At 60.4% G+C, this 17987-nt stretch carries 20 protein-coding genes and 1 pseudogene; 5 read left to right on the top strand and 16 right to left on the bottom strand.

Features of this window, described 5'->3' with window-relative positions; translation table 11 throughout:
- Positions 1 to 87: 87 nt before the first annotated feature.
- Entirely contained in the window at positions 88 to 279 is a 192-nt protein-coding gene (locus B7G53_RS22780; protein WP_176491270.1) for a hypothetical protein, read from the top strand.
- Between the two features lie 8 nt (positions 280 to 287).
- Here B7G53_RS22780 and B7G53_RS03380 read toward each other — a convergent pair whose 3' ends face one another.
- From B7G53_RS03380 to B7G53_RS03340, 10 genes and pseudogenes are all read right to left on the bottom strand, one after another.
- Entirely contained in the window at positions 288 to 2243 is a 1956-nt protein-coding gene (locus tag B7G53_RS03380) for a DUF3363 domain-containing protein (protein WP_096663473.1), read from the bottom strand.
- A 318-nt stretch (positions 2244 to 2561) separates the two neighbouring features.
- Entirely contained in the window at positions 2562 to 3074 is a 513-nt protein-coding gene (locus tag B7G53_RS03375) for a S26 family signal peptidase (RefSeq protein WP_096663469.1), read from the bottom strand.
- Complete coding sequence (locus B7G53_RS03370; protein WP_096663888.1) at positions 3071 to 3589, bottom strand: DUF2840 domain-containing protein; 519 nt, start codon at positions 3587 to 3589, stop codon at positions 3071 to 3073. The genes B7G53_RS03375 and B7G53_RS03370 overlap by 4 nt, the downstream gene beginning before the upstream one ends.
- On the bottom strand, positions 3589 to 3852 hold the full coding sequence (locus B7G53_RS03365) for a chromosome partitioning protein ParB (protein ID WP_096663466.1): 264 nt from the start codon (positions 3850 to 3852) through the stop codon (positions 3589 to 3591). The genes B7G53_RS03370 and B7G53_RS03365 overlap by 1 nt, the downstream gene beginning before the upstream one ends.
- Complete coding sequence (gene parA / locus B7G53_RS03360; protein WP_255249896.1) at positions 3849 to 4595, bottom strand: ParA family partition ATPase; 747 nt, start codon at positions 4593 to 4595, stop codon at positions 3849 to 3851. Before parA ends, B7G53_RS03365 begins: the two co-directional genes overlap by 4 nt.
- Positions 4596 to 4764: 169 nt before the next feature.
- Positions 4765 to 5607 (bottom strand): annotated as a pseudogene (locus B7G53_RS03355) (replication initiator protein A); the annotation flags it as partial.
- A 41-nt stretch (positions 5608 to 5648) separates the two neighbouring features.
- A complete protein-coding gene (locus B7G53_RS03350) occupies positions 5649 to 5936 on the bottom strand; it encodes a helix-turn-helix transcriptional regulator (protein WP_176491269.1) in 288 nt (95 codons plus the stop codon).
- A 92-nt stretch (positions 5937 to 6028) separates the two neighbouring features.
- Complete coding sequence (locus B7G53_RS03345; protein ID WP_369680267.1) at positions 6029 to 6577, bottom strand: DUF2285 domain-containing protein; 549 nt, start codon at positions 6575 to 6577, stop codon at positions 6029 to 6031.
- A 55-nt stretch (positions 6578 to 6632) separates the two neighbouring features.
- Complete coding sequence (locus tag B7G53_RS23345) at positions 6633 to 6944, bottom strand: transcriptional regulator domain-containing protein (RefSeq protein ID WP_369680266.1); 312 nt, start codon at positions 6942 to 6944, stop codon at positions 6633 to 6635.
- Between the two features lie 14 nt (positions 6945 to 6958).
- A complete protein-coding gene (locus tag B7G53_RS03340; RefSeq protein ID WP_096663458.1) occupies positions 6959 to 7300 on the bottom strand; it encodes a DUF2958 domain-containing protein in 342 nt (113 codons plus the stop codon).
- A 143-nt stretch (positions 7301 to 7443) separates the two neighbouring features.
- Here B7G53_RS03340 and B7G53_RS03335 point away from each other — a divergent pair, with 143 nt between their 5' ends.
- Entirely contained in the window at positions 7444 to 7752 is a 309-nt protein-coding gene (locus B7G53_RS03335) for a helix-turn-helix domain-containing protein (RefSeq protein WP_096663455.1), read from the top strand.
- 12 nt (positions 7753 to 7764) lie between these two features.
- Here B7G53_RS03335 and B7G53_RS03330 read toward each other — a convergent pair whose 3' ends face one another.
- The 5 genes from B7G53_RS03330 to radC form a co-directional block, all read right to left on the bottom strand.
- Positions 7765 to 7881: a DUF2958 domain-containing protein gene (locus B7G53_RS03330; RefSeq protein WP_255249895.1), complete on the bottom strand. Its 117-nt coding sequence runs from the start codon at positions 7879 to 7881 to the stop codon at positions 7765 to 7767.
- Positions 7882 to 7891: 10 nt separating this feature from the next.
- Complete coding sequence (locus B7G53_RS03325; RefSeq protein ID WP_096663880.1) at positions 7892 to 10057, bottom strand: phage infection protein; 2166 nt, start codon at positions 10055 to 10057, stop codon at positions 7892 to 7894.
- 754 nt (positions 10058 to 10811) lie between these two features.
- Positions 10812 to 11120: a DUF736 domain-containing protein gene (locus tag B7G53_RS03320; RefSeq protein WP_096663449.1), complete on the bottom strand. Its 309-nt coding sequence runs from the start codon at positions 11118 to 11120 to the stop codon at positions 10812 to 10814.
- Positions 11121 to 11138: 18 nt separating this feature from the next.
- Entirely contained in the window at positions 11139 to 11726 is a 588-nt protein-coding gene (locus B7G53_RS23125) for a DUF932 domain-containing protein (RefSeq protein WP_255249894.1), read from the bottom strand.
- Positions 11727 to 12303: 577 nt separating this feature from the next.
- A complete protein-coding gene (gene radC / locus B7G53_RS03310; RefSeq protein WP_096663877.1) occupies positions 12304 to 12834 on the bottom strand; it encodes a RadC family protein in 531 nt (176 codons plus the stop codon).
- 456 nt (positions 12835 to 13290) lie between these two features.
- Between radC and B7G53_RS03305 the strand changes: the two genes are divergently transcribed.
- The 3 genes from B7G53_RS03305 to B7G53_RS03295 are packed head-to-tail and all read left to right on the top strand — an operon-like array spanning position 13291 to position 15301.
- Entirely contained in the window at positions 13291 to 13947 is a 657-nt protein-coding gene (locus B7G53_RS03305) for a hypothetical protein (protein WP_096663446.1), read from the top strand.
- Positions 13944 to 15053: a helix-turn-helix domain-containing protein gene (locus B7G53_RS03300; RefSeq protein WP_096663443.1), complete on the top strand. Its 1110-nt coding sequence runs from the start codon at positions 13944 to 13946 to the stop codon at positions 15051 to 15053. The genes B7G53_RS03305 and B7G53_RS03300 overlap by 4 nt, the downstream gene beginning before the upstream one ends.
- A gap of 14 nt (positions 15054 to 15067) precedes the next feature.
- Positions 15068 to 15301, top strand: coding sequence for a DUF2188 domain-containing protein (locus B7G53_RS03295; protein ID WP_096663440.1), 234 nt, complete (start codon positions 15068 to 15070; stop codon positions 15299 to 15301).
- Between the two features lie 129 nt (positions 15302 to 15430).
- Here the strand turns inward: B7G53_RS03295 and B7G53_RS03290 are convergent, their stop codons facing one another.
- Positions 15431 to 17944: a S8 family peptidase gene (locus B7G53_RS03290; protein ID WP_176491268.1), complete on the bottom strand. Its 2514-nt coding sequence runs from the start codon at positions 17942 to 17944 to the stop codon at positions 15431 to 15433.
- Between the last annotated feature and the right edge of the window lie 43 nt (positions 17945 to 17987).

Here is a 17987-nt window from a genome sequence, read left to right as displayed (position 1 = left end):
CTATTCTTTGAAGGGTTCCATTGCACCAGGTCTGCGCAACATCTTGTTCACTTCATCAAGATGCAACTCTTCTTGAACAATCATTTCATGGGCATATTCCTCAAGCAAAACCGAAGCGTCTTCCGCGATTTTTCAACAGATCGTAATAGGCCCCCAGTGAACCTTTTCATGCTCAAGGCTTTCTCGAAGAATGTCGCCAATATCGTGTTTCTCGGTTTCAAGCAGGGCACCAATTTTCAACGAAATGTGACCGCCCAAATGATTGCTTCACCCCCATAACCCTAAACCTATCGGCCACGCTGCCGCCCCAGCCCCCAAGTAACTGATACCCCCCGTGCGATGGCTGACACCTGCTGCCCCAGCCGCTGCTCCACCACCGGTCTCCACGGCACCAGGCTGAACCCCATGCCATCGTCCAGCATTGCGAATCGACCGCTGGCAAGCTGGACTGAGCGGCGGTAGACGCCGTTTGCCCGCTCACCATCAAGCAGCGGGCGGTGGATCAGTCCGGTCTGATGCTGAATAACTTTGCCCGTTTCTGCCAGTTCCCGGTCACGCAAGGTGGACAGCAAATTGCGCGCTAAAACCACGCGCTGGCCGCGCCGGTCGGCCAAGCCCTGATCGACGAGGAAGCCCATCCGATCCTGCAACGCACCATGCACCTGGGCCCCAAAGCCCTTTGGCGACAGCTCTTTGGCATCACCCACCAATCGATGGTCCAGCCATGTTGCCCCCTGAGCATGCACTTGCTGCTCAATAGACAGGTGCGAACGCAATTCGACGATGACCCCCGCAGCTCGCTGTGCATCATGTACCTGGGCATGCGACAAGAAGTCAGACGGCACGCGCCAAACACCATCAGCCACGCGCTCCACGACCCCCGATCGGCGCAACGCTTCGAGGCGACGCACATGGACATCGACCGCAGTTTGCGGGTCTCGGGAGCCTTCGTGTCGAAGTCGCGCACGATGGTCAGCGCCACGGTAAAGCCCCTCGCGCACGATGCCTGCGATATTGCGATCTACCGCTCGTTCCACTCCAGCGAACGTCACTTCCACGATGCCACCCACCGGCAGTGCAGCCAGGTCAGCGCCGGCCGGCAGACGAACATAGTGTGCACGACCATCAATGCCATCCACCACAAGATACCCCCGGTCGTTGAGCTCGTCGGCCAGGCCCTTGGCCGTGATGCAGCCGACGACGGGTGTTGCCGGTTCCGCTTCCAGCACCAGCTCCCGTTGCTGTTCCTTCAAGGCCTTGTGCATCGTGCGCAGGATGTCTCCGCGCTCGCCCATAGCGGTCAGCGTCTGTTCCATCCTTGGGGATAACCGCCAATGGTTCGCATCGATTCGCTGGACCAACTCCATCGCCTCCAATCGCTGTAGTCGGGCACGAAGGAGGGTCTGGCGCTGTCGATCAGTAGGCTGCTGGGTCAAGTCCACGATATCCACGGTGGCTTGCCGCAGCAGCGCCCGGTCCAGGCTCGTCAGCCGTTCATGTTCAACTTCCCGTAGCAGCCCTTGCCGGATCTCCAGTTCGGTACGTGGACCCAACCATTCGGTTGCCAGTTCACTGGCCCGCATGCGCATGCTGTGGGCCATGTAGTCCGGCGCAATCACCAGGTCCTGACCTTTCCCCCTCCCCTCCCCGGCGCGCCCGCGTAGCACAATGTGCGTGTGCGGGTTGTCGGTATCCCAGTGGTCAACGGCCACCCAGTCCAGCCGGGTTTCCAGGTCGGTGGCCATGCGTTGCATGAACTCTCGCGTGTAGTCGCGCAAGTCTTCCAGCGCCTCGGCATCTTCCACCGACACGATGAAGCGGAACTGGTGACGATCACCCTTGCCGCATTCCTCGAAGGCCTTCAGGTCGGCGGCGTCAGTCTCAGGTCCGTAGGCCTGGCCGCGTTGCCCGTCGCGTGTCACTCCATCCCGTTCCATGTAGCGCAGGTGGGTGGATACGGAATTGACTCCGGCCTTCTTCAGCACCACATAACGGGACTTGATCACCACGCGCCGGGCGGTCACCGCCAGCGTTTGACCTGCCCTTCCCGCTGCAACGCGCCCTCGACCGAACGTCGATGCAGGGCGCGCACCACGCGTGCCAGAAGCCTTCGCACCGGACTTCGAGACTTGCTTCAACACCTGCGAGACGAAGCGTTGCGCACGTTGTCCACTACCTCCGCCAGCAACGTCCTTGGGTGCTCCTGGCTTGACCTTGAAACGCTCATCGTCACGTGTGACCATGGCACAAGCTCCAGCGCAATGCAGCGAATCGCATCGAAGACAGCACGCGGCCAGCCCTGATGCTCTGCGGGTTTGCGTTCTGCGACGGCACACAGGCTGCAAGCCGCCGTGCCGCGTCAACCCCACGTGCAGACTGGCTTTGCAGCCGGGCGCGTGCCGGCCCTTTTATCTTGCCCTCTGTCTTCACCGGTCCCCTCCGGTCCCGGCTCCGACTCTGCGCCAGATGCACACCAGGCGTGCCACGCTGCCCAACGGACAGCGCCAGTGCAGCAAAAGCTGCACGCTGGCGACAGGACATCTGCACGATGGACAACACCATCATGGCGTGCTCCAGGTCCAAATCGGCTGCGCATTGCCAATCACATCCGATGCACGGATGGGACCGAAGTAGCGACTGTCGAACGACACCGGATTCGTGCTACTCAACAGAAACAATTCACCGCGCGCCAGTCGTCGGCACTGCGGCCAGGCAGACAGTGGACGGCCACGTCCATCGACAGGCAGCACGGAGGCTACCGCCACGTCGTCGATGCGCACCGATGCGCCATCCATGCACACCCGTTGCGGTGCCACGGCACCAACGCGCTTGAGCAAGGGAATGCCGGCTGGCAGATAGTCACGCTGCGCCGCCAGCGTAGCCGCCTGTACCGGAAGCCGGGCCAGCACGATGTTACCAACCTGCAGCGAGTCGGCAGATTCGATGCGGTACCAGCCGCGCGGCACGCTGTCGCTGGGGTTGTAGCCCAGGTGCACACGGTTTGGGATGGCCAGCGGCATGAGCAGCGCCGCCAGGCCGATGTCCATGCAGAGAATCACTGCAGCCCGTTTCATTGCAGCGCCTCTCGCGCAATGTGCGCCGCATGCCGCTCGACTGTGTACTCGGGCAGCGGCTGGCGTGCAGCCAGCCGGTTGCCAACCATGCGCCAACACGTCACAGCCACAGTACACGGGTCGATGCCCAACGCCTCAATGCCGTCAATGACGACTAGCACGGCCTTTACCTGAAGCTCACCGTCGGCACGCAACAGAATGCGCGCTCCTGGCACCACACCTGCGACGCGCTGCGCACCGTCAAACAGCATGGGTGCCTGCAACACCATCAACTGCCATAGCGCCGTCCCGTAGTCATTGGCAATCCACTTCACCCGGCAACAGACCGCGCCGGGTTCGAACACCGCGACGCGCCGCCAGCGGTTCAGAACGGTGTCGCGCAATGGCCTGCCGAAACGCAGCCACACGTTCACCCGTTGCTCGACGAAGGCAAGGGAAACCTGCATCGGTATCGACCTGTGCGTTGCCAATTCAGGTCGCATGACCTGTACCGCTGCTTGCACGCTTGACTGCATCATGACGCCCCCTCCGGAAACTCACGCTCCAACAGTTCGCGCAACATCTCGACGGCAGTAACACCACGTTTGAACGCCACAACCTTGATGCGCCCACGTAGCACGGGCGTGACATCAATGGTGAGCCGTGCGGTGTAGACCGATGCCTTTGCGGTCGCTATCACCGCGTCAACCTTCTGGACCCAGGCTGCTGCCGGATCGGCACCTGGCCTGCGACCAATCGGTGCACGCCGCTGCGAATTGGACGACTGTGGTTTTGTCATAACAGCATCTCCCGCACCGCTTGCGCCAGCGCCGCGATCTCGCGCGCGGCTGCGCAGTGCGGTGCCACCTCGAACGCCAGTCGACCCGCGGCAACGCTGTCGGCAAACACGATGCGTTGTGAGACTTCCACTTGCAGCGCAGGAAACGGCTGATCGGCGAGCGCCGCACGCGCCTCGCGCCCAATCACCGTTCCCACAACGCGCCGGTTGATCACAAAGGCCGTGCGCAGCTGCGGCCGAAACACCCGCGCTTCGGTGATCAGCTGCACCATCTCATGGCTGGCCCAGACGTCATAGGCGCTGGGCTGTACCGGAATCAGCACCAGGTCTGCGGCCAGCAGCGCGGAGCGCGCGAGTGCCGCGACCCGGGGTGGGCCGTCAATCACGACGAAATCCGCCTGCAAGGCAATCTGCGGTGCTTCCTGGTGCAGAGAGTCCCGTGCCAGGCCAAACACACCGTACAGGCGACCATGGCCGCTTTGCGCACGTCGCTGCGCCCAGTCCAGGGCGGAGCCCTGCGGATCGGCATCCAGCAGTGTCACGCAGCTTCCCGCGAAAGCGAACTCCCCCGCGAGGTGCGTGGCCAGCGTGGTCTTGCCTGCCCCGCCCTTCTGGTTGAGCAGCGCGATCACCTTGCCGGGCTTGGTTTCCGCTTTGGTTTTTGCTTCTGATAAACGGTTTTCATCGGTGCTGGATGAAGCACTGCCCGTTTTTTGGGCAGCGGTGTTTCCTCTTTTATCCATAGTTATGTCTTTAGTTAGATTAGTTAAGGAGGCCCGAAACCGTTGCTGGGCGTGGGCTGGCGGCCGATGCGCACGTGTGATTACCCGTGTCGTTTGCGGGCGATTCCCCGAATGCCGTGCGGGTGATTCCCGAGTCCGGACACAGCTTGTCCACCGACTTGTCACCAGCGCCTGTGGATAAGTCGGGTTGCGGTGGGTGCGACCAGCAACGGAATCGGAGCCAGTCCGCGCCGCCCACGTGCTCAAGGGAGAGCCAGTAACCTGGCAGTGACTGCCGGTGCACCAGCCGTCGCAACTGAACTGCGAAGTCGGCATAGCGCTGCAAGCTGCCCGACTTCAGGTGCAGGTGGCGCAGATTGAAGCGCCAACCCTCCGCCTGCCGGCCACCGTGCTTGCGCACTACGCGATACAGCCAGCGCTCAATGCCCCCAGTGAGCCGGAAGTACGCCGGGTCCAGGGTCAGGACCAAGGCATCGTCCATCACACCGGCATAGAACCAATCCGCCAGAATCAACTCAATGCCGTAGGACCGGCCCCGGGCACCGGGCAGTTCCTTCCATTCGTTGATCCAGGAGAAGCGGTGCATGCGCCGCCCCGCAGGCTGGCGGATGGACGTGGCCACCGTGGTGGACTGCAGCCGGTCCAGCGCCGCCTTGAGCATCAGGTAGTCCTTGAAACCGGTGCCGCGCTGCACGAAGGTCAGGATTTCATGCGGCGTTGCGGCCATCAGGCGCGAAGTGCGCAAACCCCGGTCCCGCGCCTGCACGAGTTGGCTGGCCGCCCAGATCAACACGTCGGCATCCCAGATGGTCGCTATACCGTGTTCCGGCACGCCTTCGACCGTCAGCGACACGCTCCCTGCTTCGAAGCAGATCGGCACCACCCTGCGGGACTTGGCCAGCGAGAAGAACGGGTAGGCCATCAGATCCTGCGCATCGCGCGGGGCCATGTCGCCGCCCGGCAGTGCCCGGAACAGCATCAGCTGGTCGCGGTCAGTCAAGGGTTTAACCATGACGCCCCATCGATTCGCGCGTTCGTGAATCGGACACCGGATCAGCGAACAGAAGCCCGCTGCGGGCAGCCGGGATCGGAGGTCATGTCATAGGCCCGGCTGTTGGCCCAGGCACGCAGGTCCTCGGCCGCGTAGAGCACGCGTGCGCCAAACTTCCGGTAACGGGGGCCGCCACCCAGAACGCGCTGCTTCTCCAGCGTGCGGGGCGAAAGGCGCAGAAAGGCTGCGGCCTCATCGTTCGTCAGAAACTCAGGGTTACCGGGTGCTGCAGCAGACGGCTGCGCAGCCGCAGGTAAAGGACGCAAAGGCAGGGAATTCGCAGTTGCCATGAAGGACTCCATCGACGGTCATCGCCTGGCAGCGAAATGCCGCCAGATGGAGGGAGTCTCAGAAAAGCCAGGCCAACTGCGAAGGGAGATATTCAGTGCGCCGGTTCGTCTCCGGGGGCGCCAGTGTGCTGCTGGCGTACCCCGGCCAAGGCCAGATAACCGCCACGCATCAAACCCTCGGCCCGACTCAGGAGGTGGCGAATCTGCGCACGAAGTTCGCCATCTGCTGTCCAGCGCTTGCGCACGGCGTCAGCGCCGAACAGTGCCCCGGCAATGTCGCGATGGCGTGCACCGGCCCGCCACCCATCGAGCGCCTGCAGGGCGCGCAAATGCAGCAGCGCCGCGCGGCCCGCTGGTCGAGGCAGGGGTCGGGGAACTTCGCCATGAAATACACGCGCCTGTGCCTGGTACTCGGGCAGCCGTGCGCGCGGGGACGGGTCGAGCGGCACCATCAAACCGCAAGCCGTGCCGTCTTCCAATTCAGGGGACAGCGAGGCACGCAAGCAGTGCGGACCATGCACCGCCACGAGAACCAACTCCGTGCCCGCATGCGCCATGCGCTTACGACCAGGAATCTGCCAGGCGCTGAATGTCCTGGCTACCGAGGTATCGTGCTTGCCCGTGGCGCGTGCGTGGAGCAATTCAGCAGTACCAACGGCCCAAAGTGGATGCGCATGGCGTGCATCCAGGTCAGGATCATCGGCAATACTTCAACCCCCATCGGGCCGCCTCGGCCCGGTGGCGCTTACCGAGCCAGCTGGCACGGTAAGCAGGGTTGCGGCGCAGGTACTCCCATGCGAGCGCAGGATCGTCCAGGTCCAAGGTGTAGAGGTAGGCTGCCGCAGCGCGCCAGGGCGCGGGACAGTCAGCGGCATCGATTCGGATCGTCATTGTTTTTACTCCCTTGGCGCTTCCAGAAACCTGCCGCGGATGGTAGGGCAACCGGTCGTCATCAAGACAGCTGACTGTTACCAAAGGTTGTTGCCAACGCTCCATCTGGATGGCCATGGCGGCAACACCCGTCAATCGTGAATCGACCCATCCCGTGCCGCATCAGCGGCATAGGCCGACAGCGCTTGCCTGGCCTTGAAATGCGGATCGGCCACGATACGCAGGCCGCGCGGGCCGCGTACGCCCGCCAAGGCGGACAGGCTCACCGTGCCCAGCTCTGGAAATCCGGTGCCAGCATCGCACAGTCCGTAGGCCTGGTCACCATCCGCATCCAGGCTCACCAGCAGCCAGACGGCACCGGCGTCCAGTGTGTAGAGCTTGACGACGGGAAAAGGATCGATGGCTTCGCCACGCGCACGGGCTGCGCCGTTGGCCAGCATTTGCGCGCGCTGCAACTCAGTGAGGAAGGTCATGGCGCATCCGTGGGATCGTTTACAGAAATTTACTGTTTTGGAACCGCCCTGAACAGCTTCAACTTTAGTCGCAGTTTGCGTTCAAGGCAAAAGAGTTAAATATAACGTGGTTTAAATTGTTCTAAACCGCGACGCTCCTGTCCATGCAGAAGCGTGTCATTCAGCGAGGAAGGCCAACCGGCGCAACGACCTTTGAGTCCGCGCCCGCTCTGGCGTTCGGGGCTGCGGTGCGCGCCACCAGAACCGAAGACGGCATCGCCCAGGAAACGCTGGCTTACATGGCGGGCATCGAGCGCTCCCACCTGGGCAAGATCGAACGTGGCGAGCATATGCCTACGTTGGCCATGATTTTAAAGATCGCGCGGGCATTGGGCCGCAGTGCAGGTGAACTGATGCTGGAGACGGAAGCCAGGCTTCCGGCGGAATGGCATCAACCGCCAGCCGACGGTTGATGCCCGCGGCGCTTACGCCACGATGCGCCCCACCATCCGGGCTTCCCGTGCATAGGCGCTGATCGGCTTGTCGGCTGTGAAGCGCAGATCCCGCTCCACCATCGACGACTGGCGGGGACGAAGGAACACTATCGGAAGACTAAGCAAGCGATAGGACGTCCTCGTACAGCCTACGCAAATGGCTATCGGACATGTCGAGGATCGGCTCGTACATGAAGGAATTCAGGTGGATGTTCTCCGGTGTCATAAGCACGACGCGCTGTAGCGCGGAGATGGATGCAGTCTCTGTCGAAAAGTTGTTCTTGAAGCGCTGCAGCAAAGCTGGTGTCTGATTCGCGGTGATCGAGGCCACCCATGCATCGTCGCTGATCTTCTTCACCATGAACCGCTCGGCTGCAAGTCGGGTTGCGATGGACAAAACCACCTTGTTCTCGAAGTTAATCCCGTCCGGCGCCTTGAGGCAATTGCTCGCTTCGCCTTCGATGAGGTTCATCACAGCGATAGTGCCGTCCGGTGATTTGCCGTTGTCAGAGAAAAGCCTGCTGTAGATGACGTCCAAGTCCCCGATCGTGATCTTTGCAGAGTCAGGCTTCCAGTGCAGCAGTGACGTGAGCTGGAGGAAATCCGCGTCGCCTTCGCCTTTCGTGTACTCGATTAGGTTGCGCATGAACGGAACGCAGGCGACCTTCTTCTTGGTGTCGGTGTAGAACGCATTCTTCCAGTCCCGCACGAACACGTTTTTTACGCCAATTGCCTTCTCCAACTGAACCCCTGTGCTCCCTTTCGAAACCATGAAGCAACTACTACGGTTGACGAGTCGGCTCTCCAGCGTGCGGTAGAAATCGAAGTTGTGCGTGAGAATCAGCTGCTTGAAGCAATCGTCCACGGAGATGTCCATCAGGTATTGGATGATGGCGTACTTGTTCTTGTAGTCGAACGAGTCCGCGATATCGTCGACCACGATCAGCGTATCGACCTTGGCCTTGCGACGCACCTCGATCTCAAACAAGATGTTCAGCACGTAGAACGCCTTCTTCTCACCGGTGCTGAGGGCTTGCATCAGGGTATCGCGGCCCACCGACGCCTTTTCGGCGCCGTCCTCAAAAATGAAGCCGAGGGTCAGGATGTCCTGCTGGCCAAGCATGACCTCGATCTTATTAGCAGGCACGAGCTTGAAGGGAACGAAGAAGCGTTGGTTGAAGATGTCAATTACTAGCTCCCACAGGGTGCGCTCCTTACTGGCCTGCTCCTGGATCTCCTTGCGGCGCGCCTCCGCAGCCTGATATTTTTCCAACAACGCGATGTACAGGTCGTAGCAATTCCGGATGTACGACTTCCAGAGCTTTTCCTTGAACGCCGGAATATTTGCGAACTCTGCCAAGAGCTCCTCATGGTTTTGCAGATAGTTCTCGAAATCGCGCAGGGTGACGTTCTTCTGGATCTGCTTCTCGATATCCGCGAATTTTTTCCGCAGATCTGCGTCATTGGAGATCGCCTCTTTCTCCTTGTTGATCAGCGCCTCCAAATCCTTCTCGGACTTGATTTCCAGCGGCGTTTCTGCATTCAGGCTCACCGTGTGCTTCGCTTTGAAGAACCCATTGTCGGCCAACTGTTTGGCGATGGTCGAGGCGTTGTAGAAGTTGAAGGTGCCCTTCTTGAAATACTTTGACGCTGCCAACAATTCGTTATATTTCTTGACATAGGCGTCAATGGACGTCCTGAAGTCCTTGGTATCGAGGAAGGCCAGCACCTTCTCATCCATTACGGTGTCGTAGGGTACCGCCGCGAACGGCACCTCGGTTTGCGAAGCCAGTTCACCCTTGATCCGATTCAATGCGACATAGAACTGATCTTCACTTGCGGTGAATGTCGCCGAGAGTTCCTTCTCCAGATTCCTCTTCGAGCCAGACTGATCCTTCAGCCCTTTCAAGAAGGCAGCCTTCGCGGTATCGATGTCCGCGTAAAGTGTCTCGTATTCCTTGCGCAGGTCCGGATTGACGAGCAGGGTAGATATTTGCGTGGTGTTTCCAAAAACTTCGTCATACGGACGCACCACTAGCACGCTTCCTTTCGGGAGGTCTTTGCCGTTCTCGTCCAGGATCAAGCGCTTGGTCTTGCGATCCGGGAAAATACGGTCCCTGGAGTCTTTGTCGTCGGCCACGTCCTGAAAGGTTTGTGCCAACGAACTCTTCATCGACCCGTTCGGCGCGTACACCGAGATCGCGCTGGACTTTGAAAAATCCAGGCTCGTCTGCAACTTGCGCACTCCGTAGCAGTTCTCGAGGTCAAGACTGATCAGCTTCAAGTTGATTACTCCCTGTGCATGGCGCCCCAATGGCTAGGCGCGCGCTGTTGTACATACCTGCATTTTGCATGACTGACCGGGGCCTATCGGATCGATTTAGGTTCTCGATTGCTTGGGGGGATGACGCCGTCAAATCCAGCGGTCTCGGTCACCGAGGCGCATCATGAAGCAGACAGGTTGCAGTCATAGGACCGAAGGCGGGGAATGGCCGCCAACAGCCTATGAGAAGAACTGCGAAATGTCGGCGGAATCGGCGCGACGGCGTGGCTGCTCTACCGGCCGATCAGGCACCGTCTGTTCTGCGGACTTGGAGGGGCGCCAAGCATCGCGCGGCGGGGACGGGCTGGCAGCCGGTCCCCTGAAGTGCAAGCGAAGCGCGCAGGCGTCAGGGATGGAAGCCCAAAGGGGCGAGACGCCATCGGTGGCTCGATGCGCAGCACGACAGCGCGACCCGGCATCGCCGGGGGACGCTCGGACATCCGTGGAACCTGCAATGCGTCTTTACTCAAAGCCTCAGAAACACGAAACCACCTTCACGCATCTGCGTAAACCCACAGAACCGTACATCCGTAAAAGCGACTTTGTGCTCATGCAGAAATCCGGATTTGCTTGTCTGCGTCAATCCGTACATCCGCAAACCCGTCAATCAGCAGAACAGGTCAAACGTAAAAAATACCCGCGACACATGGCGGGCCACTCACTTGCCGGGGTTGGCTAAAACGCCCCGCCACAGGGCGGGGCGTCAGGGCGACGCTCAGTCGCCCTTGCTGCGCGACCAGATCAGGTTGTGCGTACCGTCCTCGGCTTCAACCAGTCGGGCGTAGATGGTCGCCGGGAACGACGGATCATCCAGGGTCGCCGACAGGTAGGGCCGCTGCTCCGCCTTGCTGAGTTTCTTCCATGCCGCACCGATCTCGAAAGTGCCGGCGACGATGCGGTAGTCCGGGGCGTTCTCGCTTTCCTTGGTGTTGGGAACGATTTTGACCTTGACGTTGAGCGTCAGGGTGCGAACCGTGCCGGAGAAGCTGTTGCCTTGTGCGGTGAAATTGCCGATGTTGGCCATGATGAAGTCCTTTAGAAGTTAACCAGGTCGCAACCATTGCGGCCTTGGCGTGATCCGATGGGCGCGGGTCCGGGCGCGCTGCACCGCAAGGCGGCCGCAACGCAGTGAAGGACCGGTAGGCCCAAAGAATTTGTTTCGCGAGGAAGGCGCGCAGCGACGGGGAAATTGTTTGGGCCGGACGGTTGCAGCGAACAAGCCCGAGGCGAAGCCGTGCCCGCGCCAGGATTCACGACAAATACAAGGCCGCTGTGGGTGCGATCCTGCCTTTAAAGGACGCATGCCGTCGTGCGAGTTCAACAAGATGATTTCGTTGGCCTCTGCACCGTTGATCTGGTTGGAGTGGCGCAATCGCAGCATGTGCTTGGTGTACTCGCGCTTGCCGGTATCGCGTACACGCGTCTGGCACACCATGAACGGCTGAAAACCTTCTTTGCGCAAGGCACCCAACACCTCCCCGGTCGGGATGTAGGTGTAGCGCTCGGATCGGCTCTGGTGCTTGGCCTCCGCATAGATGGACGGGGCGACCCGGTAAATCTGCTCATCCGATAGCGGATGATCGGCGCGTAAGAGAGGGGTCGCATTTGCGAAACGGGAACTGAGTTGCATGGTATTTCTCCAGTGGTTACAAGCTGTGGTATCAAAGCTGACCGGATTCCAAGATTCGGAGCCCGGTGTGGCTTCGGTGGGTTCGGCGCAGTGACCTGGGCTGGTCGCCGTTACCGCCGTCTTTCCTGAGTTCATCGCCCGCGAATAACCGGGCCGGCGGGGAATGGCTGTCAGGGGAACAAGCGCAGGGTTGGTGCGGCCCGCAGCCGCAGGCGAGGACACGGCCCTGCGCGCCTTGACGGCCAGGCACCGCGGGCTACGGTCGCGGGATCAGTGATGAAGTAGGGGCAAGACGGATGACCGGTCAACGGCCAAGTCTGCGACCTTGGGCGCCGAACCCACGCCGCGCGGCGAGCGCCCCGCGTGCCGTAGTCACGCCTGGCTGGTGGTACACAGAGCGCATAGCGTGAAATGAACAACGTGCACTGGCCGATCAGGCACCGCCTGTTCGGCGGTATCCTGGGGCGCAAAGCCAGCGCGGCGGGGTGGGCCGAAGGCCGCCCCCTGGAGGCAAGCCCAGCGCGCAGCCTTTCCCCAACACCAAGGGCGAAGCAAAAAGGGGGCGGTGCCCCCTGGGTCACATCAGCCCGCGCTCCGCCATCGACAGGATGTCGTTGCCCGCCACAATCAGGTGATCCAGCACCCGTACGTCCACCAGCGCCAGTGCAGTCTTGAGCGTCTGCGTCAGCATCTCGTCGGCCCGCGACGGCTGGGTTGAACCGCTCGGGTGGTTGTGCACCAGTAGCAAGGCGGCCGAGTTGCGCATCATGGATTCCCTGACCACCTCGCGGGGATAGACCGATGTCTGGCTCACCGTACCGCGAAACATCTCGACGTATTCGATGACGCGGTTCTGCGTATCCAGATGAACCACCGCGAACACCTCATGCTCCAGCGTCCCCAGCTTGACCCGCAGGAAGTCGCGCACCGCCTGCGGCGAGGCCAGCACGTCACTGCCCCGCACCCGGCCCAGCAGCACCTGCTGCGCCGCCTGCAGCACCTCGTCGGCATCGACTTGCCGATAGTCGCCCGCAACGTCACGAACGAGAAGGACAGAAGAATTGGAAGAATCGAAGGAAGCGAAAGAGGAAAAGAGATCGTGCGACATGGTCAGCTCCGTGCATCGGGCGGGATTGCCCGAGACCGGCAGAAACACGGCGCAGCGCAGTTGTCACAGGTTCAAAGACGGCCGCCAGGACGCAAGCGCACAAGGTGCGCGCAGACCTTGACAGCGAGAACGCCGTGGTACGGTGAAGGGAACAGCAAGCCAGCCCCACACCCCCCACTACTGCATCACGGCAAGCGCAGCGCGCAGGCCCACCGGGCCGGAGGCGTGAAGGATCGAAGCCGAAGGGCCGAGACAGGCGCAGCCTGACTCGGGGTGTAACCCGCAGAGCCTGCCGGCAGACCGTACCGGGACGCACTAGCATCGACAAAGCTCGCCATGAGGTCCGGTCGTATGACATGATTTTTGCCTTCGTCAAGTCGAAACTTCTTGTTTTACCTCCTTATTTAAGGTATAAAAACCGGAAGTTAAGCCCACTGGGCAGAAAGGCAACTAAACATGACGCAGATTTACGCAGACGCCGGAGACATTGACGGTCGGCTGACTCAACTCGGACTCGAAGAAAGCAAGCTGGCAGAGATCGTGCGCCGTGGATACCTCGCCTTTGCGTCATGCACGCCGAACGATCCTCCTCTCTACCCAGGTTTTAGCGCCTGGGCGGCCATGGTCCGAGGACTGCGGGAGTACTTGCTGCCTGAATGGGAGCGCTGTGACGAGAACAACTATTCGCTGGTCATCAATCCAACGGGAACCATGGCAATTGTCGTAGCGACCGGCGACGATGCAACGGGTCGCCCTGACGCCGCTCCCACAACAAAGTCTTCCAAAGGGCCGAGCACTATTGAGGCTGTCACTTCAAATCAGATGCAGTTGGAGCTTCCCTACGTTTTCGACTCTGTGCCCGCCTCGTCGCCTGCGCGCCCTGAAAACACGGATGAGCAGCGGATGACCTGGATTCTTCTTGTCCACCGTGCGCGTGGCGAAGTCCGGTGCGAACTGTCGTTGCCGACGTCAATGGGTTCAGATGGCCGTGTGGACGGATGGCGCGAGCGAATCATTTTGAAGGCAATCCCGACCGACTCCGAGATCGTGGAAATCACGCCGCCACAGCCGTCGCTGCCGGACATCTCGGTCGACGTCAAGCGTCGAGCATGATTGCTAGCCGACTTTTCAACCCGTCTCGGCTCACTTTAGCGCGCAAACGCCGCGGGCTGACAATGATTAAATTGGCAACTGCGGTTGGCGTAGAGCCACGTTCGGTTTCAGCCTATGAAAAAGGCGAGTTTGGACCTGATGACAGTCGAATGGCCAGCTTGGCATCGGTATTGAAGTTCCCCCAAGCATTCTTCTTTGGAGATGATTTGGACGAACCTACACCCGATATCGCCAGTTTTCGGGCGCTGTCGAAGATGACCGCTGGGCAGCGGGATACGGCGCTGGGTGCTGGCGCCATTGCGCTGATGCTCAACGCATGGATCGAGGCTCGCTTCGAGCTGCCATCCCCAGATCTGCCGGATCTGAGCCGCGAGGGCAACCCCGAAGCCGCCGCACATGCATTGCGGCAGCAATGGGCGCTTGGCGAGCTACCGATCAAAAACATGATCCACCTGCTCGAAGCGAAGGGGGTCCGGGTTTTCTCGCTGTCTGTAGATGCGGCCGAGGTCGATGCTTTTTCTATGTGGCGTCAGAGAACGCCATTTGTGTTCCTGAACACAAAGAAGTCTGCAGAGCACAGCCGGTTCGATGCCGCGCATGAACTTGGGCACCTGGTCTTACATCGCCATGGATCACCACAAGGTCGCGAAGCCGAACGTGAAGCCAACGCCTTTGCCTCTGCATTTCTGATGCCTAGGGCAAGCGTGCTCGCCTATGCACCTCGGATGGCCACCATCGACCATCTGATCAAGCTCAAAAAAATCTGGAGTGTTTCGGTGGCAGCCTTGACATACAGGCTGCACTCAATCGGCGTACTCAGCGATTGGCACTACCAGTCGCTGTATATCGAGCTGTCATCGCGGGGCTATCGCAAGAGTGAGCCCGATGAAGGGCAACGGGAAACCTCGCAAGTGCTTCAGAAGGTTTTTGCCGCGTTGCGGGATGAAAGCATTTCGAGAGGTGATATCGCGGGCGAGTTGTGTGTTCCCGTAGAAGAGCTGGATCAACTTGTGTTTGGGCTCGCGCTCACGGGGCTCAGCGGTGGCGGTGGCAATGGAAGTGCTCGAACAAGAAAGCCACCTCAACTTCACGTCGTGAGCTCATAAAAGGAATTTCAAGAATGACCAAAAAGGATGTCCATGTGGTTCCCCATGAAGATGGCTGGGCCACAAAGAAAGAAGGAGCGGGGCGCGCAGGCGTAGTCGTCAACACACAAAAAGAAGCGATTGAACGTGCACGCGACCAAGCCAAACGAGAGCACGTTGAGGTTGTCATCCACCGCCGTGACGGAACAATTCGGGATAGTGACAGCTACGGGAACGACCCGAACCCGCCAAAAGACAAGAAGCACTGATTCACTTCGCTGCTTTGTGGCAGTCATTGTCCGATTGACGGGCAACGGTCGATTGTCATCGTCACCACACATCATATGCCTTTGGTGGCCTCAGCGATTCTGTTGACGGCGACGAAACGCGTACCGAATTCAGCCAGCAACTGGCTGAATGATGACCGGCGGTTTGATTCTGTCGCGTATTTCTTGGTACACAGGAATACCCGAACCGACTGCGACCTCCAGGGATACGCAGACCGCGAATCGAACTTTGCCCGTCAACTCACCCGCGTCAGCGGCGCAGTTCACCTTACACTGGAACCGGTTGCCATCGACGAATGCCACTGCATCCGTACCTTCAAGGATCTCATGCTGCACGGAGCCACGTAGCGCCGCCTTGTCATGCACGCTATTGGCTCGTTTGATCCGAAGTTGATCCTGCGGCGGCGTCATCCAGAGCTTGGCACGGCGGTACCCCTGGTGGGAACAATTGATTGGCGCCATCCATGCCAACGTCACGGTCAAACGGCGCCATGCAATCTTGCCGGCCAATGTCGGCGGCAGCGGTGCAGAAAACACAAAGGCCTCATCTGCACCCAACTCTCCCACACCGAGCAGCGTTGCTCGCTCGGCCGCACAGGTAATGGCTCGTTCGACATCGACGGGGCCGTACCCCAACCATCGCGTCACCAGGTCCTTCTCGGCTGCATGCCTCGCCACTCCATGAGTGATCGCCGCGATTTCCGGGTGCTCGGCCAAGAGCCGCTGCGGCCAGTCACCCCACTGCGCGCCATGAACCAACAACGCTTTGAGCAGCACTGCGTCATACATGGCTCCCGGTGCGTCTTCCACCTCGGCACGCAACAATTCGAGCATGTCATAGGCTTGCACGGCCGCACGACTGGCAAGAGCAGCGGCGTTGCTGGTGCCTCGGGTATATGCAGTCGCGGCCAGTGTTTCCCCTTGTAGCGGCGGCACCGCCACGCGATGACCAGGTGCCACCCCTGCCGTGACGACCTCCAGCACGCTGGCAGTCGGATCGGGCTGCATCCTGGCGCGATAAAGCACACGTCCTCCCGGCATCAGGATGTCCGGTTTGATGGCTCGACGAAAACCATGGCCGACGCGCGACAGCGGACTGAGCCCGCCGGCCGCGAAGAGGTCGAACCGTCCGGGCACCACGGGCGGATTTGCTTGGTCAGCGTGCAAGGCACCGACGGTCAGCACATTCAGCGCCTCCGCGGGAGCCAGCAGGCGCCGCTCCACGTGTTCGGTGGTCATCGCCGTGAATGCCAGCGCAGATCGCTGCTCGGCAGTCAGTCCATCCAAGGTGTGGCTCGGCGTATTGAGGCTGAGCGCCCGCATGTCGTTGCCCACGCTGACGATGAACAGTACAGAATACCGGAACGACAGCCAATCCAGCAGGCGCGCCCATGGCGACATCTGGCGTTCGAACAAGCGCGCTTCGTCGCCAATCGACAAGTTGATGACACGCACCGACGGTGCCGCCGCGGGCTCCTGGCCCTCCCCTTCGCAAATCCGCTTGACGGCTCGGTGGATCAAGTCGATCAACAATACGTCGTCCGGCGTATGCTCGCGCCGGCGGGCGTTGAAGTTGTCATTGGGATCAGGACGCAGGACCGGGCGCACATAGAGGCGGCGTCGCAGAGGTTCAGCAGGACCATCCAACTCACCGTGCAGGATTAGAGAAGCCATCGCAGTGCCGTGTACCCGGTCCTTGGCCGCGTAGTTTCCCTCCCAACCATCTGGGTCATCCACCAACAGCCGTCCTTGTAGCTGCGCGTGGTTCTGCAAGGGCAACCCGTCGAGCAGTGCCACCACCGGCAGTTGGTCCGAGGCCCCAGCCGCGGGAGCTTGAGAAAGTACATCGGCCTCGTTGACGCCATCGGTGATAGATTGCGCTTTGGGCCGGAAGAACATGATGCGGTCAGACAACACCAACTCAGGTGTCTCACCCGCCATCACGCCGGCAACGGCTTGCGCGGGCATTTCCACAAGAAACCCGTGGTAGCCGATCTCTCCAATGAGCGCACGGCGCAGAACCTGTCCGCCGAGCCCTTGGACCAGGGTTTCTATTTCCTCGCGGGATTTGTCGTTCTTCTGCTGCGAGACGAAATACCATGCCTCGATCTCGAACCGGATGACCTGCAGGCCATCGTCGATACAATCCTGCCAATACTGGCGAACGTCAACATCGATACGGTCCGCCACGCTCCAATGGCGAATGTTGCGTAACTGTCCAAACAGGTTGCGGAACTTGTTCAGTCCGCGCTCGAACTGAGCGGCGGGGTCATTCTGGTAACGGGTCCAGAGCGCCAGCAACTGTGTGAGCGCCTCCTGGTTGCTTCCCAACAGAAACAAGCGCCCCGAGAAAGGCTTTTCTTCCTTGCCTCGGATGAAAAAATCATCATCCGGTGCAATCTGGTCTTCGGCCCATTCAATAAGCCATTCCAGTCCAGGTATCTTGGCAACGGCCTTGGCGAAGTCCTCCACCGTGCTCGCAACTTCCAGAACCAGGATCAGTTCTGGGTTCTCCATCGGCGCCGTCTGCTGCAGCTTCAGGCGCTGTGCATCGAAAGCCTGTTGCAGCACTGCGAGCTGTGGGGCGATGCGAGAACGCTGGCGTGCAATATCCGGAATATGCACCTTGCCTCCTCCGCCTGGGAGGAGGTTTCGATCAGCGGGTGTA

Source organism: Polaromonas sp. AET17H-212 (assembly GCF_002379085.1).
In the GTDB taxonomy this organism is placed as follows: Bacteria; Pseudomonadota; Gammaproteobacteria; order Burkholderiales; family Burkholderiaceae_C; genus Polaromonas.
Note: the sequence above shows the minus strand (reverse complement) of the source record. Positions and strands in the feature narration are given on the sequence as shown.